This is a genomic window from Posidoniimonas polymericola (assembly GCF_007859935.1).
In the GTDB taxonomy this organism is placed as follows: domain Bacteria; phylum Planctomycetota; class Planctomycetia; order Pirellulales; family Lacipirellulaceae; genus Posidoniimonas; species Posidoniimonas polymericola.
In genome coordinates this window covers 132,921-149,882 of record NZ_SJPO01000006.1, presented here as the reverse complement: position 1 = coordinate 149,882, position 16,962 = coordinate 132,921, and the positions used below count along the sequence as shown (strand labels likewise).

At 67.0% G+C, this 16,962-nt stretch carries 14 protein-coding genes; 7 read left to right on the top strand and 7 right to left on the bottom strand.

Annotated features, from left to right (window positions below; genetic code table 11):
* The first annotated feature begins 43 nt into the window (after positions 1 to 43).
* From Pla123a_RS13315 to Pla123a_RS13305, 3 genes are all read left to right on the top strand, one after another.
* Entirely contained in the window at positions 44 to 661 is a 618-nt protein-coding gene (locus Pla123a_RS13315; RefSeq protein ID WP_146587719.1) for a lysophospholipid acyltransferase family protein, read from the top strand.
* Positions 662 to 779: 118 nt separating this feature from the next.
* Positions 780 to 1,739, top strand: coding sequence for a phosphatidate cytidylyltransferase (locus Pla123a_RS13310; RefSeq protein WP_146587717.1), 960 nt, complete (start codon positions 780 to 782; stop codon positions 1,737 to 1,739).
* Positions 1,740 to 2,654: 915 nt separating this feature from the next.
* Complete coding sequence (locus Pla123a_RS13305) at positions 2,655 to 4,949, top strand: transglutaminase domain-containing protein (protein ID WP_231956442.1); 2,295 nt, start codon at positions 2,655 to 2,657, stop codon at positions 4,947 to 4,949.
* A gap of 7 nt (positions 4,950 to 4,956) precedes the next feature.
* On the opposite strand, the gene Pla123a_RS13300 is transcribed toward Pla123a_RS13305, so the two are convergent.
* Both Pla123a_RS13300 and Pla123a_RS13295 read right to left on the bottom strand, forming a co-directional pair.
* Positions 4,957 to 5,163: a hypothetical protein gene (locus tag Pla123a_RS13300; RefSeq protein WP_146587714.1), complete on the bottom strand. Its 207-nt coding sequence runs from the start codon at positions 5,161 to 5,163 to the stop codon at positions 4,957 to 4,959.
* A gap of 18 nt (positions 5,164 to 5,181) precedes the next feature.
* The gene (locus tag Pla123a_RS13295) at positions 5,182 to 6,213 is read right to left on the bottom strand and encodes a hypothetical protein (RefSeq protein WP_146587712.1); all 1,032 of its coding nucleotides are present in this window, start codon (positions 6,211 to 6,213) and stop codon (positions 5,182 to 5,184) included.
* Between the two features lie 296 nt (positions 6,214 to 6,509).
* Between Pla123a_RS13295 and Pla123a_RS13290 the strand changes: the two genes are divergently transcribed.
* Both Pla123a_RS13290 and Pla123a_RS13285 read left to right on the top strand, forming a co-directional pair.
* Positions 6,510 to 7,934 carry a cytochrome c peroxidase gene (locus Pla123a_RS13290; RefSeq protein WP_146587710.1) on the top strand — a complete coding sequence of 475 codons (1,425 nt, stop codon included), beginning with the start codon at positions 6,510 to 6,512 and terminating at the stop codon, positions 7,932 to 7,934.
* Positions 7,935 to 8,005: 71 nt separating this feature from the next.
* Positions 8,006 to 9,400 (top strand): hypothetical protein, encoded by a 1,395-nt coding sequence (locus Pla123a_RS13285; RefSeq protein WP_146587708.1) that lies wholly within the window; start codon positions 8,006 to 8,008, stop codon positions 9,398 to 9,400.
* A gap of 30 nt (positions 9,401 to 9,430) precedes the next feature.
* Here the strand turns inward: Pla123a_RS13285 and Pla123a_RS13280 are convergent, their stop codons facing one another.
* The 5 genes from Pla123a_RS13280 to Pla123a_RS13260 form a co-directional block, all read right to left on the bottom strand.
* Positions 9,431 to 9,814 carry a carbon storage regulator gene (locus Pla123a_RS13280; RefSeq protein WP_146587706.1) on the bottom strand — a complete coding sequence of 128 codons (384 nt, stop codon included), beginning with the start codon at positions 9,812 to 9,814 and terminating at the stop codon, positions 9,431 to 9,433.
* Positions 9,815 to 10,295: 481 nt separating this feature from the next.
* Complete coding sequence (locus Pla123a_RS13275) at positions 10,296 to 11,042, bottom strand: UvrB/UvrC motif-containing protein (protein ID WP_146587704.1); 747 nt, start codon at positions 11,040 to 11,042, stop codon at positions 10,296 to 10,298.
* Between the two features lie 217 nt (positions 11,043 to 11,259).
* Positions 11,260 to 11,724, bottom strand: a complete 465-nt coding sequence (locus Pla123a_RS13270; RefSeq protein ID WP_146587702.1) for a hemerythrin domain-containing protein — start codon at positions 11,722 to 11,724, stop codon at positions 11,260 to 11,262.
* Positions 11,725 to 12,587: 863 nt separating this feature from the next.
* Positions 12,588 to 13,019 carry an alternative ribosome rescue aminoacyl-tRNA hydrolase ArfB gene (gene arfB, locus Pla123a_RS13265; RefSeq protein ID WP_146587700.1) on the bottom strand — a complete coding sequence of 144 codons (432 nt, stop codon included), beginning with the start codon at positions 13,017 to 13,019 and terminating at the stop codon, positions 12,588 to 12,590.
* A 26-nt stretch (positions 13,020 to 13,045) separates the two neighbouring features.
* Positions 13,046 to 13,885 carry a sugar phosphate isomerase/epimerase family protein gene (locus tag Pla123a_RS13260; protein ID WP_146587698.1) on the bottom strand — a complete coding sequence of 280 codons (840 nt, stop codon included), beginning with the start codon at positions 13,883 to 13,885 and terminating at the stop codon, positions 13,046 to 13,048.
* Positions 13,886 to 14,332: 447 nt separating this feature from the next.
* Between Pla123a_RS13260 and Pla123a_RS13255 the strand changes: the two genes are divergently transcribed.
* Entirely contained in the window at positions 14,333 to 15,850 is a 1,518-nt protein-coding gene (locus Pla123a_RS13255; RefSeq protein ID WP_146587697.1) for a VWA domain-containing protein, read from the top strand.
* 242 nt (positions 15,851 to 16,092) lie between these two features.
* Positions 16,093 to 16,851, top strand: a complete 759-nt coding sequence (locus tag Pla123a_RS13250) for a TylF/MycF/NovP-related O-methyltransferase (protein WP_197527935.1) — start codon at positions 16,093 to 16,095, stop codon at positions 16,849 to 16,851.
* Positions 16,852 to 16,962: the final 111 nt, after the last annotated feature.

Below are 16,962 nucleotides of genomic sequence, written 5' to 3'. Positions count from 1 at the left end.
GTTGGCCTCGTCGCTCACGACGCGGCCGCGACTGACCCCACCGATGATCACCGAGACTGCGCTCACCCTGCTGGCCCGATTCCTCAGCGGGGTCAGCGTGCGCTGGGTCGATTGCCAGCCCGACACGTGCCAGCGGGTCTACTTCGCCAACCACACCAGCCACATCGACGTCATCCTGGTCTGGTCCGCCCTCCCCTACCGCGTCCGCCGGCTGACCCGCCCGGTCGCCGCCAAGGACTACTGGAGCAAGGGCTGGATCCGACCGCGGCTGGCCAAGGTTTACAACGCGATGCTGATCGACCGCAAGGCGATCAAGGTCCACCAGAGCCCGATCCAGCTGATGCTCGATCAGATGGGCCACGAGTTCTCGGTGATCCTGTTCCCCGAAGGGGGCCGCCAGTCGGGCGAACGGGTCGGCGAGTTCAAGAGCGGCCTCTACTACCTGGCCAAGAAGCGCCCCGACCTCGAGCTGGTGCCGGTCTACCTCAACAACATGAACCGCGTCCTCCCCCGCGAAGAGTACCTGCCGGTCCCGCTGCTCTCGAGCTGCACGTTCGGCCCCCCGATCTGGCTCGAGGACGGCGAGGGGAAGAACGACTTCCTCGCCCGCGCCCGCGACGCCGTGATGAAACTAAGCCGGTTTGATGTCGACGAAGAATGAACTGATTGCGGATTGTGGATTTGGGATTTCGGATTGCTCTTGTGAAGTACTGGCTCCCAAAGAATCCGCAATCCCCAATCCGAAATCTGCAATTAACCGCCCCCGCTAAGCAAGAACCATGGACCCTTACAACTGGGCACTCGCCGCGACCGTGGTCACGCTGCTGGCCATCGCGACGCTCATTGGCCGCATCCTGCAGCGGCAGCCGAACCTGGGCCTCAACCCGGCCGCGGTCGAGGCCTTCAACGGCCGGCTGCGCGCGTGGTGGATCATCTGCTGCCTGCTGCCGGTGGCGTTCCTCAGCCGCCCGCTGACGGTGTTCGTGTTCTTCGGCCTCAGCTTCTGGGCGCTGCGTGAGTTTATCACGCTCACGCCGACCCGGCTGTCGGACCACCGCGCGCTGTTCTGGGTGTTCTTCCTGTTCGCGCCGCTGCAGTACGTGCTGGTCGCCTACGACAACTACCAGCTCTACAGCGTGTTCATCCCGGTGTACGCGTTCCTGTTCATCCCGCTGCGGGTCGCCATCGCCGGCGACCCCCGCCGTTTCCTCGAGCGGGTCGCCAAGATCCAGTCGGGCCTGTTGATCTGCGTCTACTGTTTGAGCTTCGCGCCGGCGCTCTTGTACCTCAAGTCAAAGAGCGGCGTCACCAATCCCCTCGACCAGAGCGACACCGCGCGGCTCTTGTTCTTCTTTGTCACGATGGTCATCCTCAGCGAGGCGGTCCAGTTCGCCTGGAGCCGCCTGTACGGCCGCAACGTGATCGCGCCGGAGATCAACAACAGCCGCACCTGGGAGGGCTTCCTCGGCGGCGCGGCCACGACCGGCCTGCTCGGCATGGTGCTCGGCATCTTCGCCCCCTATCACGAGCTGTGGCACGCCGGCATTACTTCGATGCTGATCTCGGTGATGGGCTTCGCGGGCGCGATGACCATGAGCGCCATCAAACGCGACCGCGGCGTCCGCGACTACGGCACCCTAATCGAGGGCCACGGCGGCGTGCTCGACCGGATCGACGCCCTCTGCTTCGCGGCTCCGGTGTTCTACCACTTCAGCCGCCGGCTGCTCGACGCGATCTGATCGGCCGCCGCCTGAGTTTCGTCCCGGCCGGCTTTTGTCCTCAATTCCGATAACGATTTGTAGGGACAAAAGTCGGGGCCCGTTTCGGGCGTCGCTCGCCGTAAGTCGTTTGTGTTGAACCGGTTGCCACGAGTAGCCTCGCCCGCGCCCGGCGGCTTTTGTCCGATTGTGCACGCCGACGCGGACAAAAATGAGACCCAGCCCGCGTCGCCACCCGGTCTGCGGAGGGCCCGCAGCGGACCTCTATTGGACCGCGCCCGGGGGCGCGTCGCTACAACAATCCAGCGAGAACGATGGATTCGCAGAGGCAGTTTCCGCCCGTCAGCCGCCGGGCGTTAGCCCCCGGTTTTGGTGAGCGAAGCCATTACACAACGCAGAGTTCTCGAGTGCGAAGACTTCGGAATGGTAATCAAGAATTCGCCAAGTTTTTGGATGGAGAATAATCAGGCATGCAGCCATTTTCGTTTGCCTGTGTCGCCCTGCAGCGTGTCTGTCCAAACGTTGCGACACTTGCCCTGAAGGGGCAATCTACTCCAGCCCAGGGCGCAGCCCTGGGTCACCGTTGGTGTGACCCCATCGAGGCCTGAAAGGCCGCGCTAGTTTCGGTAGCGCCCCAGTTGGGGCTTTGGTTGGATGATGCCGTCCGCAATCCCAGGGCGATGCCCTGGGCTGCGGTAGCGCGCCCCTTCGGGGCTGGTGCTCGGGTCTGCGCATTCCAATTGCTGTCCGGAACTCTCGCCGGCTGGCTCGGTTCCGAACACTTCGCTCCACGATTGGATTCGCCCCCGCCGGTTCGCTAAGCTGGAACCCATTGTTCCAAGGCGCGAACCCTAGGCAGAGAGCAGGCAATCGATGGTGCAGAGATTCTTCGGGCTGGCGCCCTTGTTGTTGGCGGCCGCGCTGACGAGTTGCGGATTGGCCACCGCCGATGACGCCCGGCTCGAGGCGGCCCTGGCTGCTGCGGGGGACAGCGCCGGTCAGCTTCAGAAGGCGCTCGACGCGGCGCCGGCCGATCAGGCCGCCGGCGTGCGGTTTTTGATCGAGAACATGCCCGAGCGTGACCTTCGGTCACTTTCGGCCGAGTACCTGCTCGAGAATACTAAGCTCGCCTACCAGGCGTGGCGCGAGGCGCCGTGGCGCGCCGAGGTCGATGAGGCGACCTTCCTCAACTACGTGCTCCCCTACGCGTGCGTGAACGAGCGGCGGGACCGCTGGCGGGCCGACTTCTATGCTCGGCTCAAGCCGCTGGTGGCCGACTCGAAGTCTGCCGGTGAGGCCGCAACGGTGCTCAACAACCAGGTGTTCAAGCTGCTCGGGGTCCGCTACTCGACCAAGCGGGCGAAGGCCGACCAGAGCCCGTACGAGTCGACCGAGAGCGGCCTCGCCTCGTGCACCGGGCTCTCGGTCATCCTGATCGACGCGTGCCGCGCGGTCGGCGTGCCGGCCCGGTTTGTTGGCGTGCCGCTCTGGTCAGACCACAGCGGCAACCACTCGTGGGTCGAGGTGTGGGACGACGGCTGGCGGTTCACCGGCGCGGCCGAGCCGACCGGCATGCGGCTCGACGAGGGCTGGTTCACCGGCCGGGCGGCGCTCGCCAAACGCGACACGCCCCGCTACGCGGTCTACGCGGCGAGCTTCGCCCGCACGCCGCTGACGTTCCCGTGCGTGTGGGACCGCTCGATCGACTACGTCTGGGCGACCAACGTCACCGACCGCTACACGAAAGCCAAGGCGTCAGACTTGAGCGGCGAACAGGGCTACGCCCGGCTGCAGGTGCTCAACGCGGCGGGCGAGCGGCTCGCCTGTGGCGTGCGGCTTGTCGACAGTGAACAGCAGGTCGTTGGCGAAGGCGAGACCCGCGACGAACGGTTCGACGCCAACGACCACCTCAGCTTCGTCGTTGAGCGAGGCAAGCCCTACACGGCCAAGGTTTCGATTGGCGAGGCGGACGTAGACGCCGAGCTGACGGTCGGTGACCGGGAGCAGCTCTTCACGCTGCACGCGGCCGCTCCAGCGCCGGCAGACGAACCGAAGAGCCAGCAAAGCGTTTCGGGCGACAAACCCGTGCGGGCGCTCCGCCGATGGCTCGAGAAGCCCGCCGGCGAGCGGCCAGCGCTGGCCGAGCAGGCGTTTGCCGACGCGCCACTCTCTCGCAAGCAGGCCGAGTCGGCCAAGAAGCTGCTGTGGGCCGACCACGCTGAGCGGATCCGCAATGAGCGCAGTCAAGAGATCAAGGACCGCGTGATCGTCGATGGCGACCGCAAGATGCCGTTCTTCTACCAGACCTTCGGCCGCCAGCCGAAGGCCGGGCGGCGGCTGTTCATCTCGATGCACGGCGGCGGTGGCGCGCCGGCGGCGGTCAACGATCAGCAGTACCGCAACCAGCAGCACCTGTACGAGCCCGCCGAGGGGGTCTACCTCGCGCCGCGGGCGCCAACCAACACGTGGGACCTGTGGCACCAGGAGCACATCGACCGGATGTTTGCGCGGCTAATCGAGGACCTGATCGTGCTCGAGTCGGTCGACCCCGACCGCGTGTACCTAATGGGCTACTCGGCCGGCGGCGACGGCGCGTACCAGCTCGCGCCGCGGATGGCGGACCGGCTGGCGGCGGCGGCGATGATGGCGGGTCACCCGAACGACGCCTCGCCGCTGGGGCTACGGAACATCGGCTTCGCGATCTACATGGGGGGCAACGACGCGGCCTACGACCGCAACCAGGTCGCCAAGGAGTGGGGCGACAGGCTCGACAAGCTGGCCGCAGAGGACCCGGACGGCTACAAGCACCAGGTGACCATCTACCCCGACAAGGGGCACTGGATGGACCGCGAGGACGCGTCGGCCGTGCCCTGGATGAGCCAACAGCGACGCAACCCAACGCCCGACCGCGTGGTGTGGAAGCAGGACGACGTGCTTCACCAGCAGTTCTACTGGCTGGCGACCGACACCCCAAAGCAGGGCGCTCTGGTCACGGCCGAGCAGAAGGGCCAGCAGATCACGGTCGAGCCAAACGAGGCGCCCGCCCTGCGGGTCCGGCTGTCCGACGCGATGCTCGACCTCGACGAGCCAGTGACGGTGGTCGTCGACGGACGCACGGTTTTCGACGCGGTCGTGCCACGAACGATCGGCACGCTGGCGGGTACGCTCGCCGAGCGGGGCGACCCAGGGCTGGTGTTCGCGGCCGAGATTGCCTTGCCGGACGACAAGTAATCTGGGGCTACCGCGGCGCGGCGGCGACGCGCGGCTCGTACTGCTCGTACACCTTGTAGGCGTCGATCTGCGCCTGGTGTTGCTGGAACTGCTCGACAGCGCTCAGCGATGCGCCGGGCCCCGGCATCGGCCGGCCGAGCAGCCGGGGCAAAGTCGCCCGGCAGCCACCGGCCGCAAGGGCGAGCAGCGTCAGGGTTGCCAAGGGTCTCCGCATGATAGGTCTCAAGCTGGTCTACCTGCGGATGATGTCGTGCGACCGCGAGTCGTACACCGACGCGCGGCTGGCTGCGGCGCCGCTAGTCGACGCGCTGTTGGCGGTCCGCGGCGTGCGGTTCAGCTTGGCGTAGACCGAGTCGCCCGACGACGCGGTAGCGGGCTTGGCGGGCGTGATCGGCGTCGTGTTGGACGCGAGCCGGACGCCGCCGGTCTGCTGCGACGCGTTGCCGGCGATCGCCCGTGGGTCGGGCTCCATGGCGAGCCGCGGCCGGCCGTCCTTGACCCAGCCGAGCCAGGTAGCCTGCAGGTCGAGCAGCCCCTCGTTGCCGTAGTGGGTGCGGATGGCCCGCTGCCAGTTCTCGTCCTGCATGCCGTCGGCGATGAACTCGAGGAAGGCGGCCTTGCCGCGGCGCTCGATCAGGAACTGCGTCAGCGAGTGCCCCTGCGAGTACAGCGGCATGACGTCCGGCGGGTACTCTTTCATCTCGAACATCTTGTCGAACGGGATGCCCTTGCCGGTCTTGAGGAACTTGATCAGCAGGCGTTCCTGTACGGCGATCTCGCTCTTGTGCTCGACCGTGGTGCAGGCTCCCTCGTCGGCCCAGCGCGGCAGCGGCCGGCGGAAGTGGCTGGCGAACACGGTGTGGGTGATCTCGTGCGGCAGGACGCTGTCGAGCACCCGCTCGCGGCTCCCCTGCACGTTCATCTCCCAGCCGTAGACCTCGCCGCGGTCGAACAGGAAGCTGGTCGCGCCGCCGGCGCCCAAGCGGGGCGAGACTTTGGTCTTGATCGGGCACGGTTCTGCCCAGTGCGGCATCTCCTTGCCGAGCCACTCGATGGCGAGCTTCTTCCGCCACTTCTCGGCGGAGAGGCCGATCTCCTGGGCGAGCTGGTTGGTCTGGGCGTAGACCACAAAGTTGTCGGTCCGGTAGACGGCCGCGTCGGCGGCGGGCGGCGCTAGACCGCTAAGTCCTAGCAGCACCGCGGCGAACAGGAATCGGCAGCGCCGCCACGCGTGCGCAGCGGGGGTCGTCCAGTGAGCATCCATGCTCGGCTCCTTGTCGCAAGGTCGGTCGAAAGGCGGGCGTCTCCATGCCCAACGCGGGGAGGGGAAAGTACCACGGATCCGGCGATCGTAGCCAGAGCGGAAATGGCCGTGCTAGCACACGGGGTGTGCCCGGCAAACGCGGCCTTTTCTGCGGGCAGGTGTAGACCGGCCGCGGGCCCGTGCGTTTGGAGAGTCAGGGCAACTCACCAATTCTTACGCAGGCGGGACGCGTGGCACGCGGGTCCGGCCGAGGGCGGCAATCCGGGGCGCCGCCCGCTGGAACAGAGAACGAAACCATGCGCACCGCGACACTGGTCGCCCTGGCCGCCGCTTGGCTGTTGGGCAGTCTCAACGCGAACGCCCAGTCTTCCGTGACGGGGGCGGCCGGCGTCCCGGCCCTGCCGACCGACCTGGCGGACTTTGTGGCCTACGCCGAGACCGACCTGCCCGCGCACTTCCGCGCCGGCACGCCCAGCGGCGACCTAATCTCCGCCCGTGACAGCACGCCGGCCGACAACCCGATCACCAACGCCGGGGCGACCCTCGGCCGCGTGCTGTTCTACGACCCGCGGCTGTCGCACAACAACGGCACGGCGTGCGCCTCGTGCCACCAGCAGCAGCACGGATTCACCGACCCCGAGCCCAAGAGCACCGGCTTCGAGGGGGAGCAGACCGACCGGAACTCGATGGCGCTGGGCAACTCCCGCTACTACTCCAATGGCGCCTTCTTCTGGGACGAGCGCTCGCCGACCCTCGAGCACCAGGTGCTGCAGCCGATCCAGAGCCCGGTCGAGATGGGCGTTACGGACCTCGGCGACCTGGAGGAGAAGCTGGCCGCCACCGACTTCTACCCCAAGCTGTTCGAGCAGGCGTTCGGCACGCCGGAGGTGACCAGCGAGCGGATGTCGTTGGCGATGTCGCAGTTCGTGCGGTCGATGGTGTCGTACAGCTCGAAGTACGACGAGGCGTTCACCGGCCGCGGGCCGCCCGATTTTGCCGGCACACTCAACGTGAGTGAAGAACGGGGGCACCAGCTATTCGCCGGCGCGTGCGCCGGCTGCCACGGCACCAACGCCCAGGTCGCCTTGGCGACGCACAACATCGGCCTCGACCCGGTGTCGGACGAGGAGCTCGGCACGGACGAGGGCGCCGGCGACGGCGAGTTCAAGGTCCCCTCGCTGCGGAACGTCGCGGTGCGAGGAACGTACATGCACGACGGCCGCTTCGAGTCGCTCGAGGAGGTGGTGCGGTTCTACAGCACCCAGATCCAGGACAACCCGAACCTCGACCGCGTGCTCACCCTGCCGAACGGCCGCCCGGTCCGCTTCAACTTCACCGACCAGGAGGTCGACGACCTCGTGGCGTTCCTCGGCACGCTGACCGACGACGTGCTGCTGACGTCCGACCTGTTCAGCAACCCGTTTGTCACGCTACCCGGCGACTACAACGACGACGGCGTCGTCGACGCGTCGGACTACATCGTGTGGCGATCTACCCAAGGGACCCCGGGCGACCTGCTGGCCGACGGCAACGCCGACGGCCTGGTCGACTCTGCCGACTACGACCTCTGGCGGGCCAACTACGGCGCCACCTGGGAGTCGCTCACGCTGGCGGGCGACGTGGCGGCGGCCACTGCCGCCCCGGAGCCGGCGACCCTCACGCTGCTCGCCGCCGCAAGCTGGTTCTGGCGACGGCGGCCGCGAAAGTTGCCGGCCGGGTAGGCGGCGGGTAGCATGGCGGCTCGGGGCCGGACGGTTCGGTCCCGCCCCGCGACCTCTGCTCCGAACGGTCGATGCCGGACCCCAAGCCCAACTTCCGTGTCCGCCTGCGGACGATGCTGATCACGTTGGTGGTAGGCGGCGCCGCGTTCGGCCTGTCGGGCCGGTTGCTGCAACGCAACCCGCAGCTCCTGATCGGCTTGCTGTGGGGCGGCGCCGTCCTCGGGCCGCTGGTGGCCGGGATCGTGACCGTCGTGTGGCTGGGCGTCAAAGAGCGACGCCGAAACCTACTGATTTGGGGCGTGCTGCTTGCCGTCACGCCGTTGGTTGGGATGTTTGCCGCGTCGGCGTTGCAGTCGATGGCCCGCGGGCCGGGCGGCATCGGCATGTTATCGAACACGCAGCTCATCCGCAACGAGCTGCCCAAGCGGTGGGACGAGCCGTGGGTCTGGCAGGAACTCGAACGGCGACAGCAGGCCGGCAAGCTGACCGCCGCGGAGTCGAACGACGCTATTCAGACGCTCGCCCTGGCGATGGCGGCCGCCCACCCGAACGGCTACGGCAGCCCGCTACATTGGGCGCGACAGTTTCTTGAGGCTGTCGTCCAGGAGGGCCAGCTCTCCGACAAGTCTCTCTTGGCGTTAGCCGACGCGTTCTATGGAGCCGAACCGAAACTCGAACCGCTTGCACGCCGGCGCGCGGGCGATGGAAGTCTGCCGGTCGCCGTCAAATTCGGGAGCGTTTGGGCAGAAAACTCGGCGGGCGTGCCGCTGCTGGTTTGGCGGGTCAAGCAGGTCTCGGTCGACGGCAAGCCCGCCAAGTACCGCGAGGACTGGCGCCGCCGCGACGGTTGGAACGGCTCGCTCACCGAGCCGCTCGCCGCCGGCGAGCACGAGCTCCGTATCGACGTTGAGGCCGCCTACGCGCCCTACGACAAGATGGTCGGCCTGAACCCCGAAGAGGTCGACCCCGCCCGAGCGCCGCAGCCGCTCCGCCGGTGGCAGACCAGCGTGACCGAGAAGCTCACGGTTTATGCGGAGGACGAGGCCCTCGTGAAACTGATTACCGACCCCCGCCAGCTCAGCGGTGGCCACGGCGTACAGGTCCAGCGATTGGTGATGCAGCAAACCAAGGACGGTGGCAAGCTGGTGCTGCTAATCGATACGCGGGGCGGCTCGGCACTCAACCTCGGCTTCTCTGCCGCCGTGCATATCGACGGACAGGCCTACCCGCTCGAGGGCGCCGTGATGCGTTTGCACCTCGACGGCTCGGAGATGACCGGGGGCAACCAGCTCGAGGCGCCGATCCCCGTGCTGATTACCGACGCGCGGCAGGCCGACGTCGTGCTGACGCCGAACCCGGCGATCGTCGAGCAGCACCCAGAGGTCGACGCCATCTGGGGCAAGCCGATCACCTTCACCGCGGTCCCGCTAGAGCGGCTCGACCTCGAGGAGTCGAGCAGCCCCTAGCCGCGGCCTGCCCGGAGGCCTCGGGGGCACTCAGAACTCGCCCGCGGTCGCCCGGCGGTCGAGCATCGCCCGCAGAGGCCCGGCGTCGCCGAGCATCTGCGGCAGCACCGTGGCTACCCGGTTGCGGGGCACGCGTGCGTGGGTGACGCAGTTTCGCGATTCGGTTGGCCATTCGGCGTTGGGGGCGTCGGTCGGCTTGGCTGCCGGCTTCGGAGCGGCGGCCTTGGCGGCAGGCTGCTGGGGCGCGGGCTCGTCTTCGGGCTGCTCGAACGCCAGCTCGCCACGCAGGACGGCGACCTCGTTGGGCGCCTCGATGCCGACGCGGACCGTCTTGCCCTTGGTGCGGAGGATGGTGATGGTGATGTTGTCGCCGATCCGGATCTTTTCGTTCGCCTTGCGAGTAAGAACCAACATAAAACACTCCCTTGGTTGGTGATGAGGGGCCGCTGCCCGGCGGCCTTCGCAAATCATTGGAGTCGCTCGAAACTCTCAAGCAGGCGTCGGCCTGCTCCCCCAGAGCAACGAGAGCATCTAAAGCAGAGGGCGTGCCAAACCGGCGCCCGGGGCGGGTAGATTTCCCTAAGACACGCTGCGAACGGGGTTTAGCGGGGCGCCGACTTTGCTGGCATGTTCAGTGGTAGGTGAACAATTGCAAATCGATTGAAAGAACCGCCAAGCGTGCTGGCGTCGCGGGCCCGACTGTGCGGGTTGGGAAGAGTAGCGAATGCTAGCTCGATCGGAAGTCGCTGCGAGAGGATCCCTGGAATGAGGTTTCTGGCTTTGCACGGCAACGGCCAGCGGGCAACAGACGTCTATGCCACGCTTGGACGGCGCCGGGCCACGCTTGGACGGCGCCGGGTAACGCCAGTCGCTCGTCCGAATGCTGGGCGTGACGCTAGGCGTCGGCGCCTGCGCGGCGGGCGATGCGGTCGCGGATCTCGGCGGCCAGCTCGTACTGCTCCTCGGCGATCGCCTCGGCGAGCTGCTGCGACAGCGGGGCCTCGAGGTCGTGCTGCTCGGAGAGCGTCTCCTTCATGTCGACCAGCTTGACGACCAGCTCGTCGTCCTCGAAGTCCTCGAGCAGGTCGTGGCGGACAAAGACCTGCCGCATCTTGCACAGCCCCTCGTTGAGGGCGGCGACCGCGTGCTCCGGGCGGCTCAGCTCGAGCTCCCGCAGCGCCGCTGCCTGGGTGCGGTGGAACAGCACGAACGGGCGGTACTGCTCGTGCAGGTCGGCCCACTCTTCGTCGGGCGCGTGCGCCGAGCTGAAGTCCATCAGGGCCAGCGTGTGGTCGGCGTCCTGAACGGCGTTCTCGAACTCCCGCAGCGCCAGCCACGCCAGGCGGCGGTGGTAGAACTGCACGAACTCGCGGTCGATCTCGACGCAGCGTTCGTCGTCGAGCTCGAAGGCCTCGCCCTCTTCGAAGGCGAGCGACATGAGTCGGTCATAGTAGGTCTCGGCCCCGTCGGGGCGGCGGCCGTCGGGTCGGCCGGTCGTTTCCATCTGCAGGACGCCGAGGTCGATGCGCAACTGGATCACCTGCCTACCGTCCGCGCCGCTGACGCACCGGGCGGTGACCTCGCCGAACTCGTAGGGCCAATCTTCTAAGAAACGATCCAGGTGCTGCGGCCGTTTTCCCATCTGGCGAGACCTCGCTTCGACTAGGCTGGGCTTCTGCATTGGGTGACAGGCGGCCGGAGAAAATGCCCCCGACTGCTGACCCACTCCATTTTACCCCGTACCTAAACAGGCAGAGGAGTGGTTTTCGCAGAAGAAGTTGGAAGTAGTTGCCGTCAACAGAAGCTTGACAGAACGGTTCCTTGTGCCCAAGCCGGAAATCCGGCTCGCCGAGGTGCGGTTAGCCCTCGCCCCCTTCGTCGTAGGAAAGCAGCTCCTGGAGGATGCGGACCTCCTCCCGATCGTGCTGATCGACCTCGGCAAGCAGCTCGCGGATCTGCAGGCAGCAGTCGTCGAATTCGTCGGCCTGCCACTCATCGAGCTGCTCGAGCCGCGCCATGAGGGTGTGGGTCTCGCGGCGGAACCGGTCGTGGTCCGCTCGCAGCCGCCGAACCTGCGGCTCCAAGTACGGTTTTACCTCACAGAGTTCCTCGAGGTAGTTGTCGCGTTCCTCGATCCGCATCAGCCGATCGAGGTGCCGGCAGAACGACTGGAACGAGAACCGGACACTCGACTTCTTACGCTGCATGCTGACGCTGGGGGCGTTCCAGTCGAGTGTGACCCGCAGTGCGCCCTTCACGTGTTCGAGCATCTGGTGCTCGATCCAACTGACGCTGCTAGTCGACTGTGCGTGGAGCACTGCCATGGCGATCCCTCCTTCGTTTTGTTGCGCCTGTCTGCGTCGACCGACTCTTGGTTTCGATCGACAAAAATAGCTGAAAAGTGGGGCCGGACGCGTTTCCGACCGCCGCGCTCTGGCCGCGGTGATCGTCCGCGTCGACCCCGTATCTGTCGCCTGAAGCTTGGCCCTTGCCCGGATCCCATTGGCGGCCGAGGCAGCTGCTGCGCTGACTGTCGCCTGCCGAACGGACCACGGTATCCGCTACGCCTGGCTGATCGAATCGGCCGACGTTATCCGGCCGACCGTGATCCCGCCGACCGTGTCCGATCGAGCCAGTCCAAGCTTGTGGGCCGGTCGCCGTGCTCTGGAAGCCGTAGCCTGTCGGCGGAGCATTAAACTCCCTTGCGCCGTAGAACAGGTTTCTGGAATTCTGGTCCCAGCTGTACGTGGCAGGACCGCATCAGGATCCGCGCGTCGCGGGATTCAGGAGTCCTGCGCCGCCCGCCTGCCGTAAAGCTGTCGTCCGTAAAGCTGGCTCAGGTAGCCGCTGCTCAGCAAGGTGTCGCGTCTGCTTGGTTGGCGTCCGTACGCGGGCTAGACGGCACAGCAAGCGATCAACGAGTTTTGATTATGACGACGATGAGAAAAGGAGATCGTTGCATCCGCTATATCCGCTAGCCGGACGCAAGGATAACCAGATGGCCGGCCAAAGCCAAACAATTTCGGGCAAGAAAACTCGGCCCTACCCGACATCTCGTCCTAAGCCGGCCTGGCAGAATGAGTTGGGCGCAGAGAGAAAATCTTCCGTCAGCCTAGCTGGAGTTCGGCAGAGCCCGCAGGTTGCCCAGTTTGGGCCGTGTCGGTCGACAGGTCGCGCGCGGTTGGCGCTAGTCGTCGGTTCGCGGTTTACGCCTGAGCTGCTTGACCTGCGAGCGCTGCTGCTTGGACTGCAGGCGGCGCTCCTTCGAGGCGCGGCTCGGTTTGGTGGGGCGTCGCTGCTTCGGGGGGCGGGCAATCGACAGCACCAACGCCCGCAGCCGAGCAAGGCACTCCCCAGTGTTGCGGGCCTGTTCGCGATGGGTCCCGCTCTGCAGGACCAGCTCGCCCTCGCCGGTGAGCCGTGACGCGAAGCGCTCGAGGAAGCGTCGCTTCACGGCGATCGGTAGCGACGGCGACTCACCGGGGGACCAGCGGAGGGTCGCCTTGGTGTTGAGCTTGTTGACGTTCTGCCCGCCGGGGCCGGAGCTGCGGGCGTAGCTGAACTGCAACTCACTGCCCGCGATGGTGATCTGGTCGTTGACGACGAGGTCTTCAGGCACGGGGGTCTTCGGGCACGGGGGCGTTACTAGCGGTTCGGCGAGGCGGCCGTGATTGGCTCGGCCTGGCAGATCATCGCGTCGTAGGCCTGGCGGGTGTGTTCGAGCAGGGTGGCGTAGTCGATTGCCTCGACCGAGGGGCCGAGCAGCTCGGCGTCGAAGTACCCAGTATACCCCGCGGCGTTGAGGGCGCGCACCGTCTCGGCGACCGGCAGCTGTCCCTCGCCGAGGGGGCAGCGGTCGAGGTCGATGCCGTGCGGCGTCCGGGCGTCGGCCAGCTGCACCAGGCTGACGAGCGGGATCAGGTCGCACAGGGCGGCGAGCGAGTCGCCCCGCAGCGGGAACTGGTAGGTGTCGTAGACCAGGCGGAGCCGCGGGCTGTCGCAGCGGCGGACGACCTCGGCCGCCTCCTCGACGCCGGTCAGGAACGACCACTCGGCGGCGCACGCGGGGTGCATCGGCTTGAGCGCGAGGGTGACGCCCATCGCCTCGGCAAGCGGCAGCAGGCAGTCGAGGGCGGCGTCTAGTAGCCGCTCGGCGTGGCGGGTGGTGTGGCCGTTGCGGCCGCCGGTGAACAGGATCAGGTTCTCGGCCCGCGCGTGGGCGGCCAGCCGGATGGCGTCGCAGGCGTCGCGGAGGCTGTCGTCGAAGGTGCGGCCGTCGATGCCGGTAAAACCGCCGGCCCAGGTGAGGCTGGCGACCGTCAGCCCGCTGTCCTGCAGCAGCTCCAGGCCGCGCTCAATCCCAAAATCGACCAGCTTCCGACGCCACAGGCCGATCGTTTCGAAGCCGGCCTTGTGGTAGTGGTAGAGGTCTTCGTCGAGTGACCAGCGGAAGGTGCTTAGCTGGCTGCACGAGAGTCGAGGCATAAGGCGGTGGCGCGCGGGGCGCAGCGATTCTGCGGTGTCGTTAGCGTTCCGGCGAGTAGCTGCCGGGGGGTGAGTATGCGACACTTCGAGCCCCGAGTAAACCTCGCTATTTGCCGCTCGGTGCTAGCGTTTCACGGAGCCCTGTCGACGCTGCGTGGGCCGTTTCGTTTCACCTATCAGACGCCCCTTGCCGCGGGCGGCGCGCCTCGATTTGGTAGCGCCGATTGCTCCGGCTGTGCGTCGTCGACAGCCCCAACCAATCGATGGCGGGACACCGTGCCCGGCCCGCTTGTGAGATAGGTTTGAGAGACTGCCCGCCCGCCGGGCGCCCTCCCCGCTTTTCCGCTGCTGATCTCTTCACTTTGTTCCCTCCTACGCCCCGCACTGGTCCCTGCCACAGGCCGGCGGCTGGCGTTCCTCCCCATCCTCCTCCGGAGCCCTCCCGCCATGCGATTTGTCCTGCTGACTGCGCTCGCCGCCGCGCTTCCCCTGCTCACTCCTGCCACCCCGCGGTGCGGGGCGGCAATGCCCGAGGTGCTGTTCGTCCTCGACTCCTCCGGGAGCATGTCCGAGGACGCCGGAGGGCAGCGGAAGATCGACGCCGCCAAGCAGGTGATGCACGACATCACGCCGGCCCTGCCCGAAGAAGTGCTGGTCGGGCTGGTGGCGTACGGTCACCGGCGGCCGGGAGACTGCACCGACATCGAGGTGCTGATGCCCGCCGGCAGCAGCGACCGGCAGGGATTGTTGTCGCAGGTCGACCGCCTCGAGCCCCGCGGCAAGACACCGATCACGTCGGCCGTGCTGACCGCGGCGGGCATGCTCAAGGGGAAGGACGCCGTGACCAGCATTGTGCTGGTAAGCGACGGCGTCGAGACCTGCGCCGGCGACCCCTGCCGGGTGGTCCGCGAGCTGAAGTCGACCGGCTGCAAATTCGTGCTGCACGCGGTCGGGTTCGCGGTCGACGCCGCCGCCGCCAAGCAGCTCGGCTGTCTGGCCAAAGCGGGCGGCGGCAAGTACTTTGCCGCGGCCGACGGCGACGCGCTGCTCGCGGCCCTCAACGCCGTCAGCCAGGAAGTGGCCGAAGACGTCGAGCAGGCAAAGATTCAGACCGTCGCCGGTGGGACCGGGCTCGGCAAGCTGAGGCTGGCGATGCCCAAGGGCGCCCAGGAGAGCCTCCGCTACGTCGAGATCGCCCGCGCCAGCGACGGCAAGGTCGTCAAGACGATCACCAACCTCCAGGCCGACGACACGCACCCGCTGTTGTCCGGCGAGTACCGTGTCACCGCCGGGTTCGCGACCCCGAACAACGGCGAGTCGACCCGCACCGAGTTGGGCGTGTTCACAATCGCAACGCAACAGACCCGCGACCTCGAGCTCGGCTCGATCGCGTTCAACCTGCCGGAGAGCCTGGCAAGCGCCAACAACTGGAACGACCGCCTGCACGTCGAGACCGTGGTGGTCAAAGACTCTGGGACCGGCGCCGTAGCGGCCACGGTTTCGTCGAACGGCAACGGCTACTACACCTTCAAGGACAAGCCGCTGCTGCCCGGCGTCTACGACGTTGAGTTAATCTACTCGGCCAGCGAGGAGCCGTCGGCCGTGGCCCGGCGGGTGGTGGTAAAGCCCGGCTCCAAGTCCACCGTGACCCTCGATAGCGGCGTGCGCTTCGTTCGGCCGGAGCAGAAGATCAGCGGGTGGCGGGTCTACCGCCGGCCCGAGCAGTCGGCCGACGCCGCCGAGGACCAGGGCGCCGCTCCGGAGCGTGAGCTCGTCCTGCAGGCGCAGGCCCGGCCCGGCATCGGGGCGTCGCTCCGCGTCGACGGGCTGTACTACCCGTACCTGCTGCCCGCGGGGACCTACGACTTCGAGATTGATGTCGTAGGGATGACCGAGCCGCTGCCGGCCGGCGAGGCGGTCGAGATCCACGCCGGCGAATTGCTCCGCTTCGAGACCGGCCTCTAGACCACGCGTCCGCCAGTAACAGACCAGAACCCGTCGCGTACCAGGGGTGCGCGGCGGGTTTTCTCGTTGGCGGTTTCAGGGAGCAACCTGGACCCCCCAGGCAGGCGATTCCACCGCGCGGCGTCAAAGTTTCTTGGCCAGACGCAGTCAGGGTGGCTTGACCGGGGCTTCGGCTGCACGCAGGATAGGCCAATCAGATCTGCGGCATGCCGAATCGCCATTTCCAATTGGGGGATCCTCGTATGTGGTTGCGAAACAAGATTGTGCAACGGATGGGCGGCGGCGGCTTCATGGAGCAGGTCGGCCTCGACGCGTGGTCCATGGTGCAGATGGCGTCGCTCGCGTCCCGCAAGCCGGGGGGCGAGGTGAAGCTGCTCCGCAAGGTCCGCCGCGAACGCAAGTGCCTCAACAGCGCCTGGGAGTGCTACAACGTCATGACCCTGGCCCGAGCGATGAGCCGCCTGCCGGGCTCGTTCGCCGAGGTGGGCTGCTACCAGGGGACCACCGCCAAGCTGATGTGCGAGGTGAAAGGCGACAAGCCGCTGATGCTGTTCGACACCTTCGAGGGCCTGCCCCAAGACTGCGACAAAGACGCCCGCGTTCACAGTGTCGGTCAGTACGCGTGCAGCATGGAAAAGGTGAGCGGCTACCTCGCCGAGTACGACAACGTTACTTACCACAAGGGCCTGTTCCCCGACTCCGCGGCCGACGTGCCGGAGCAGCAGTATGCGTTTGCACACTTTGACGTCGACCTCTACGAGGGGACGCTCGGCTGCCTGGAGTACTTTTACCCCCGGATGACGCCCGGCGGCGTCATGCTGTCGCACGACTACGGGATGCTCAAGGGGGTCGAGCAGGCGTTCCACGACTTCATGGCCGACAAGCCCGAGCCGATCATCCCGCAGGCGACCACGCAGGTGATGATCATCAAGCAGGCCGGGGTCGCCGCGGCGGTCGAGCCAACGCAAGCGCTGGCGCCCGCGATGCTCGCGCCCCGATAGACTGGAAGTCGGCGGCTAGGGGTCCGTTAACCGGGGCGCCCGTCACCAGGGGCCGATAGCCACGGGGCAACAAAGCCCTGTGCCGACTTTGTGGATTGCGCCGCGGGGTTG

Bases quoted from the DNA above. Each gene is read 5' to 3' on its own strand.
- Pla123a_RS13315 (WP_146587719.1), top strand. From the start codon at position 44: ATGATCACCGAGACTGCGCTCACCCTGCTGGCCCGATTCCTCAGCGGG.
- Pla123a_RS13310 (WP_146587717.1), top strand. From the start codon at position 780: ATGGACCCTTACAACTGGGCACTCGCCGCGACCGTGGTCACGCTGCTG.
- Pla123a_RS13300 (WP_146587714.1), bottom strand. From the start codon at position 5,163: ATGCGGAGACCCTTGGCAACCCTGACGCTGCTCGCCCTTGCGGCCGGT.
- Pla123a_RS13295 (WP_146587712.1), bottom strand. From the start codon at position 6,213: ATGGATGCTCACTGGACGACCCCCGCTGCGCACGCGTGGCGGCGCTGC.
- Pla123a_RS13290 (WP_146587710.1), top strand. From the start codon at position 6,510: ATGCGCACCGCGACACTGGTCGCCCTGGCCGCCGCTTGGCTGTTGGGC.
- Pla123a_RS13285 (WP_146587708.1), top strand. From the start codon at position 8,006: ATGCCGGACCCCAAGCCCAACTTCCGTGTCCGCCTGCGGACGATGCTG.
- Pla123a_RS13280 (WP_146587706.1), bottom strand. From the start codon at position 9,814: ATGTTGGTTCTTACTCGCAAGGCGAACGAAAAGATCCGGATCGGCGAC.
- Pla123a_RS13275 (WP_146587704.1), bottom strand. From the start codon at position 11,042: ATGGGAAAACGGCCGCAGCACCTGGATCGTTTCTTAGAAGATTGGCCC.
- Pla123a_RS13270 (WP_146587702.1), bottom strand. From the start codon at position 11,724: ATGGCAGTGCTCCACGCACAGTCGACTAGCAGCGTCAGTTGGATCGAG.
- Pla123a_RS13260 (WP_146587698.1), bottom strand. From the start codon at position 13,885: ATGCCTCGACTCTCGTGCAGCCAGCTAAGCACCTTCCGCTGGTCACTC.
- Pla123a_RS13255 (WP_146587697.1), top strand. From the start codon at position 14,333: ATGCGATTTGTCCTGCTGACTGCGCTCGCCGCCGCGCTTCCCCTGCTC.
- Pla123a_RS13250 (WP_197527935.1), top strand. From the start codon at position 16,093: ATGTGGTTGCGAAACAAGATTGTGCAACGGATGGGCGGCGGCGGCTTC.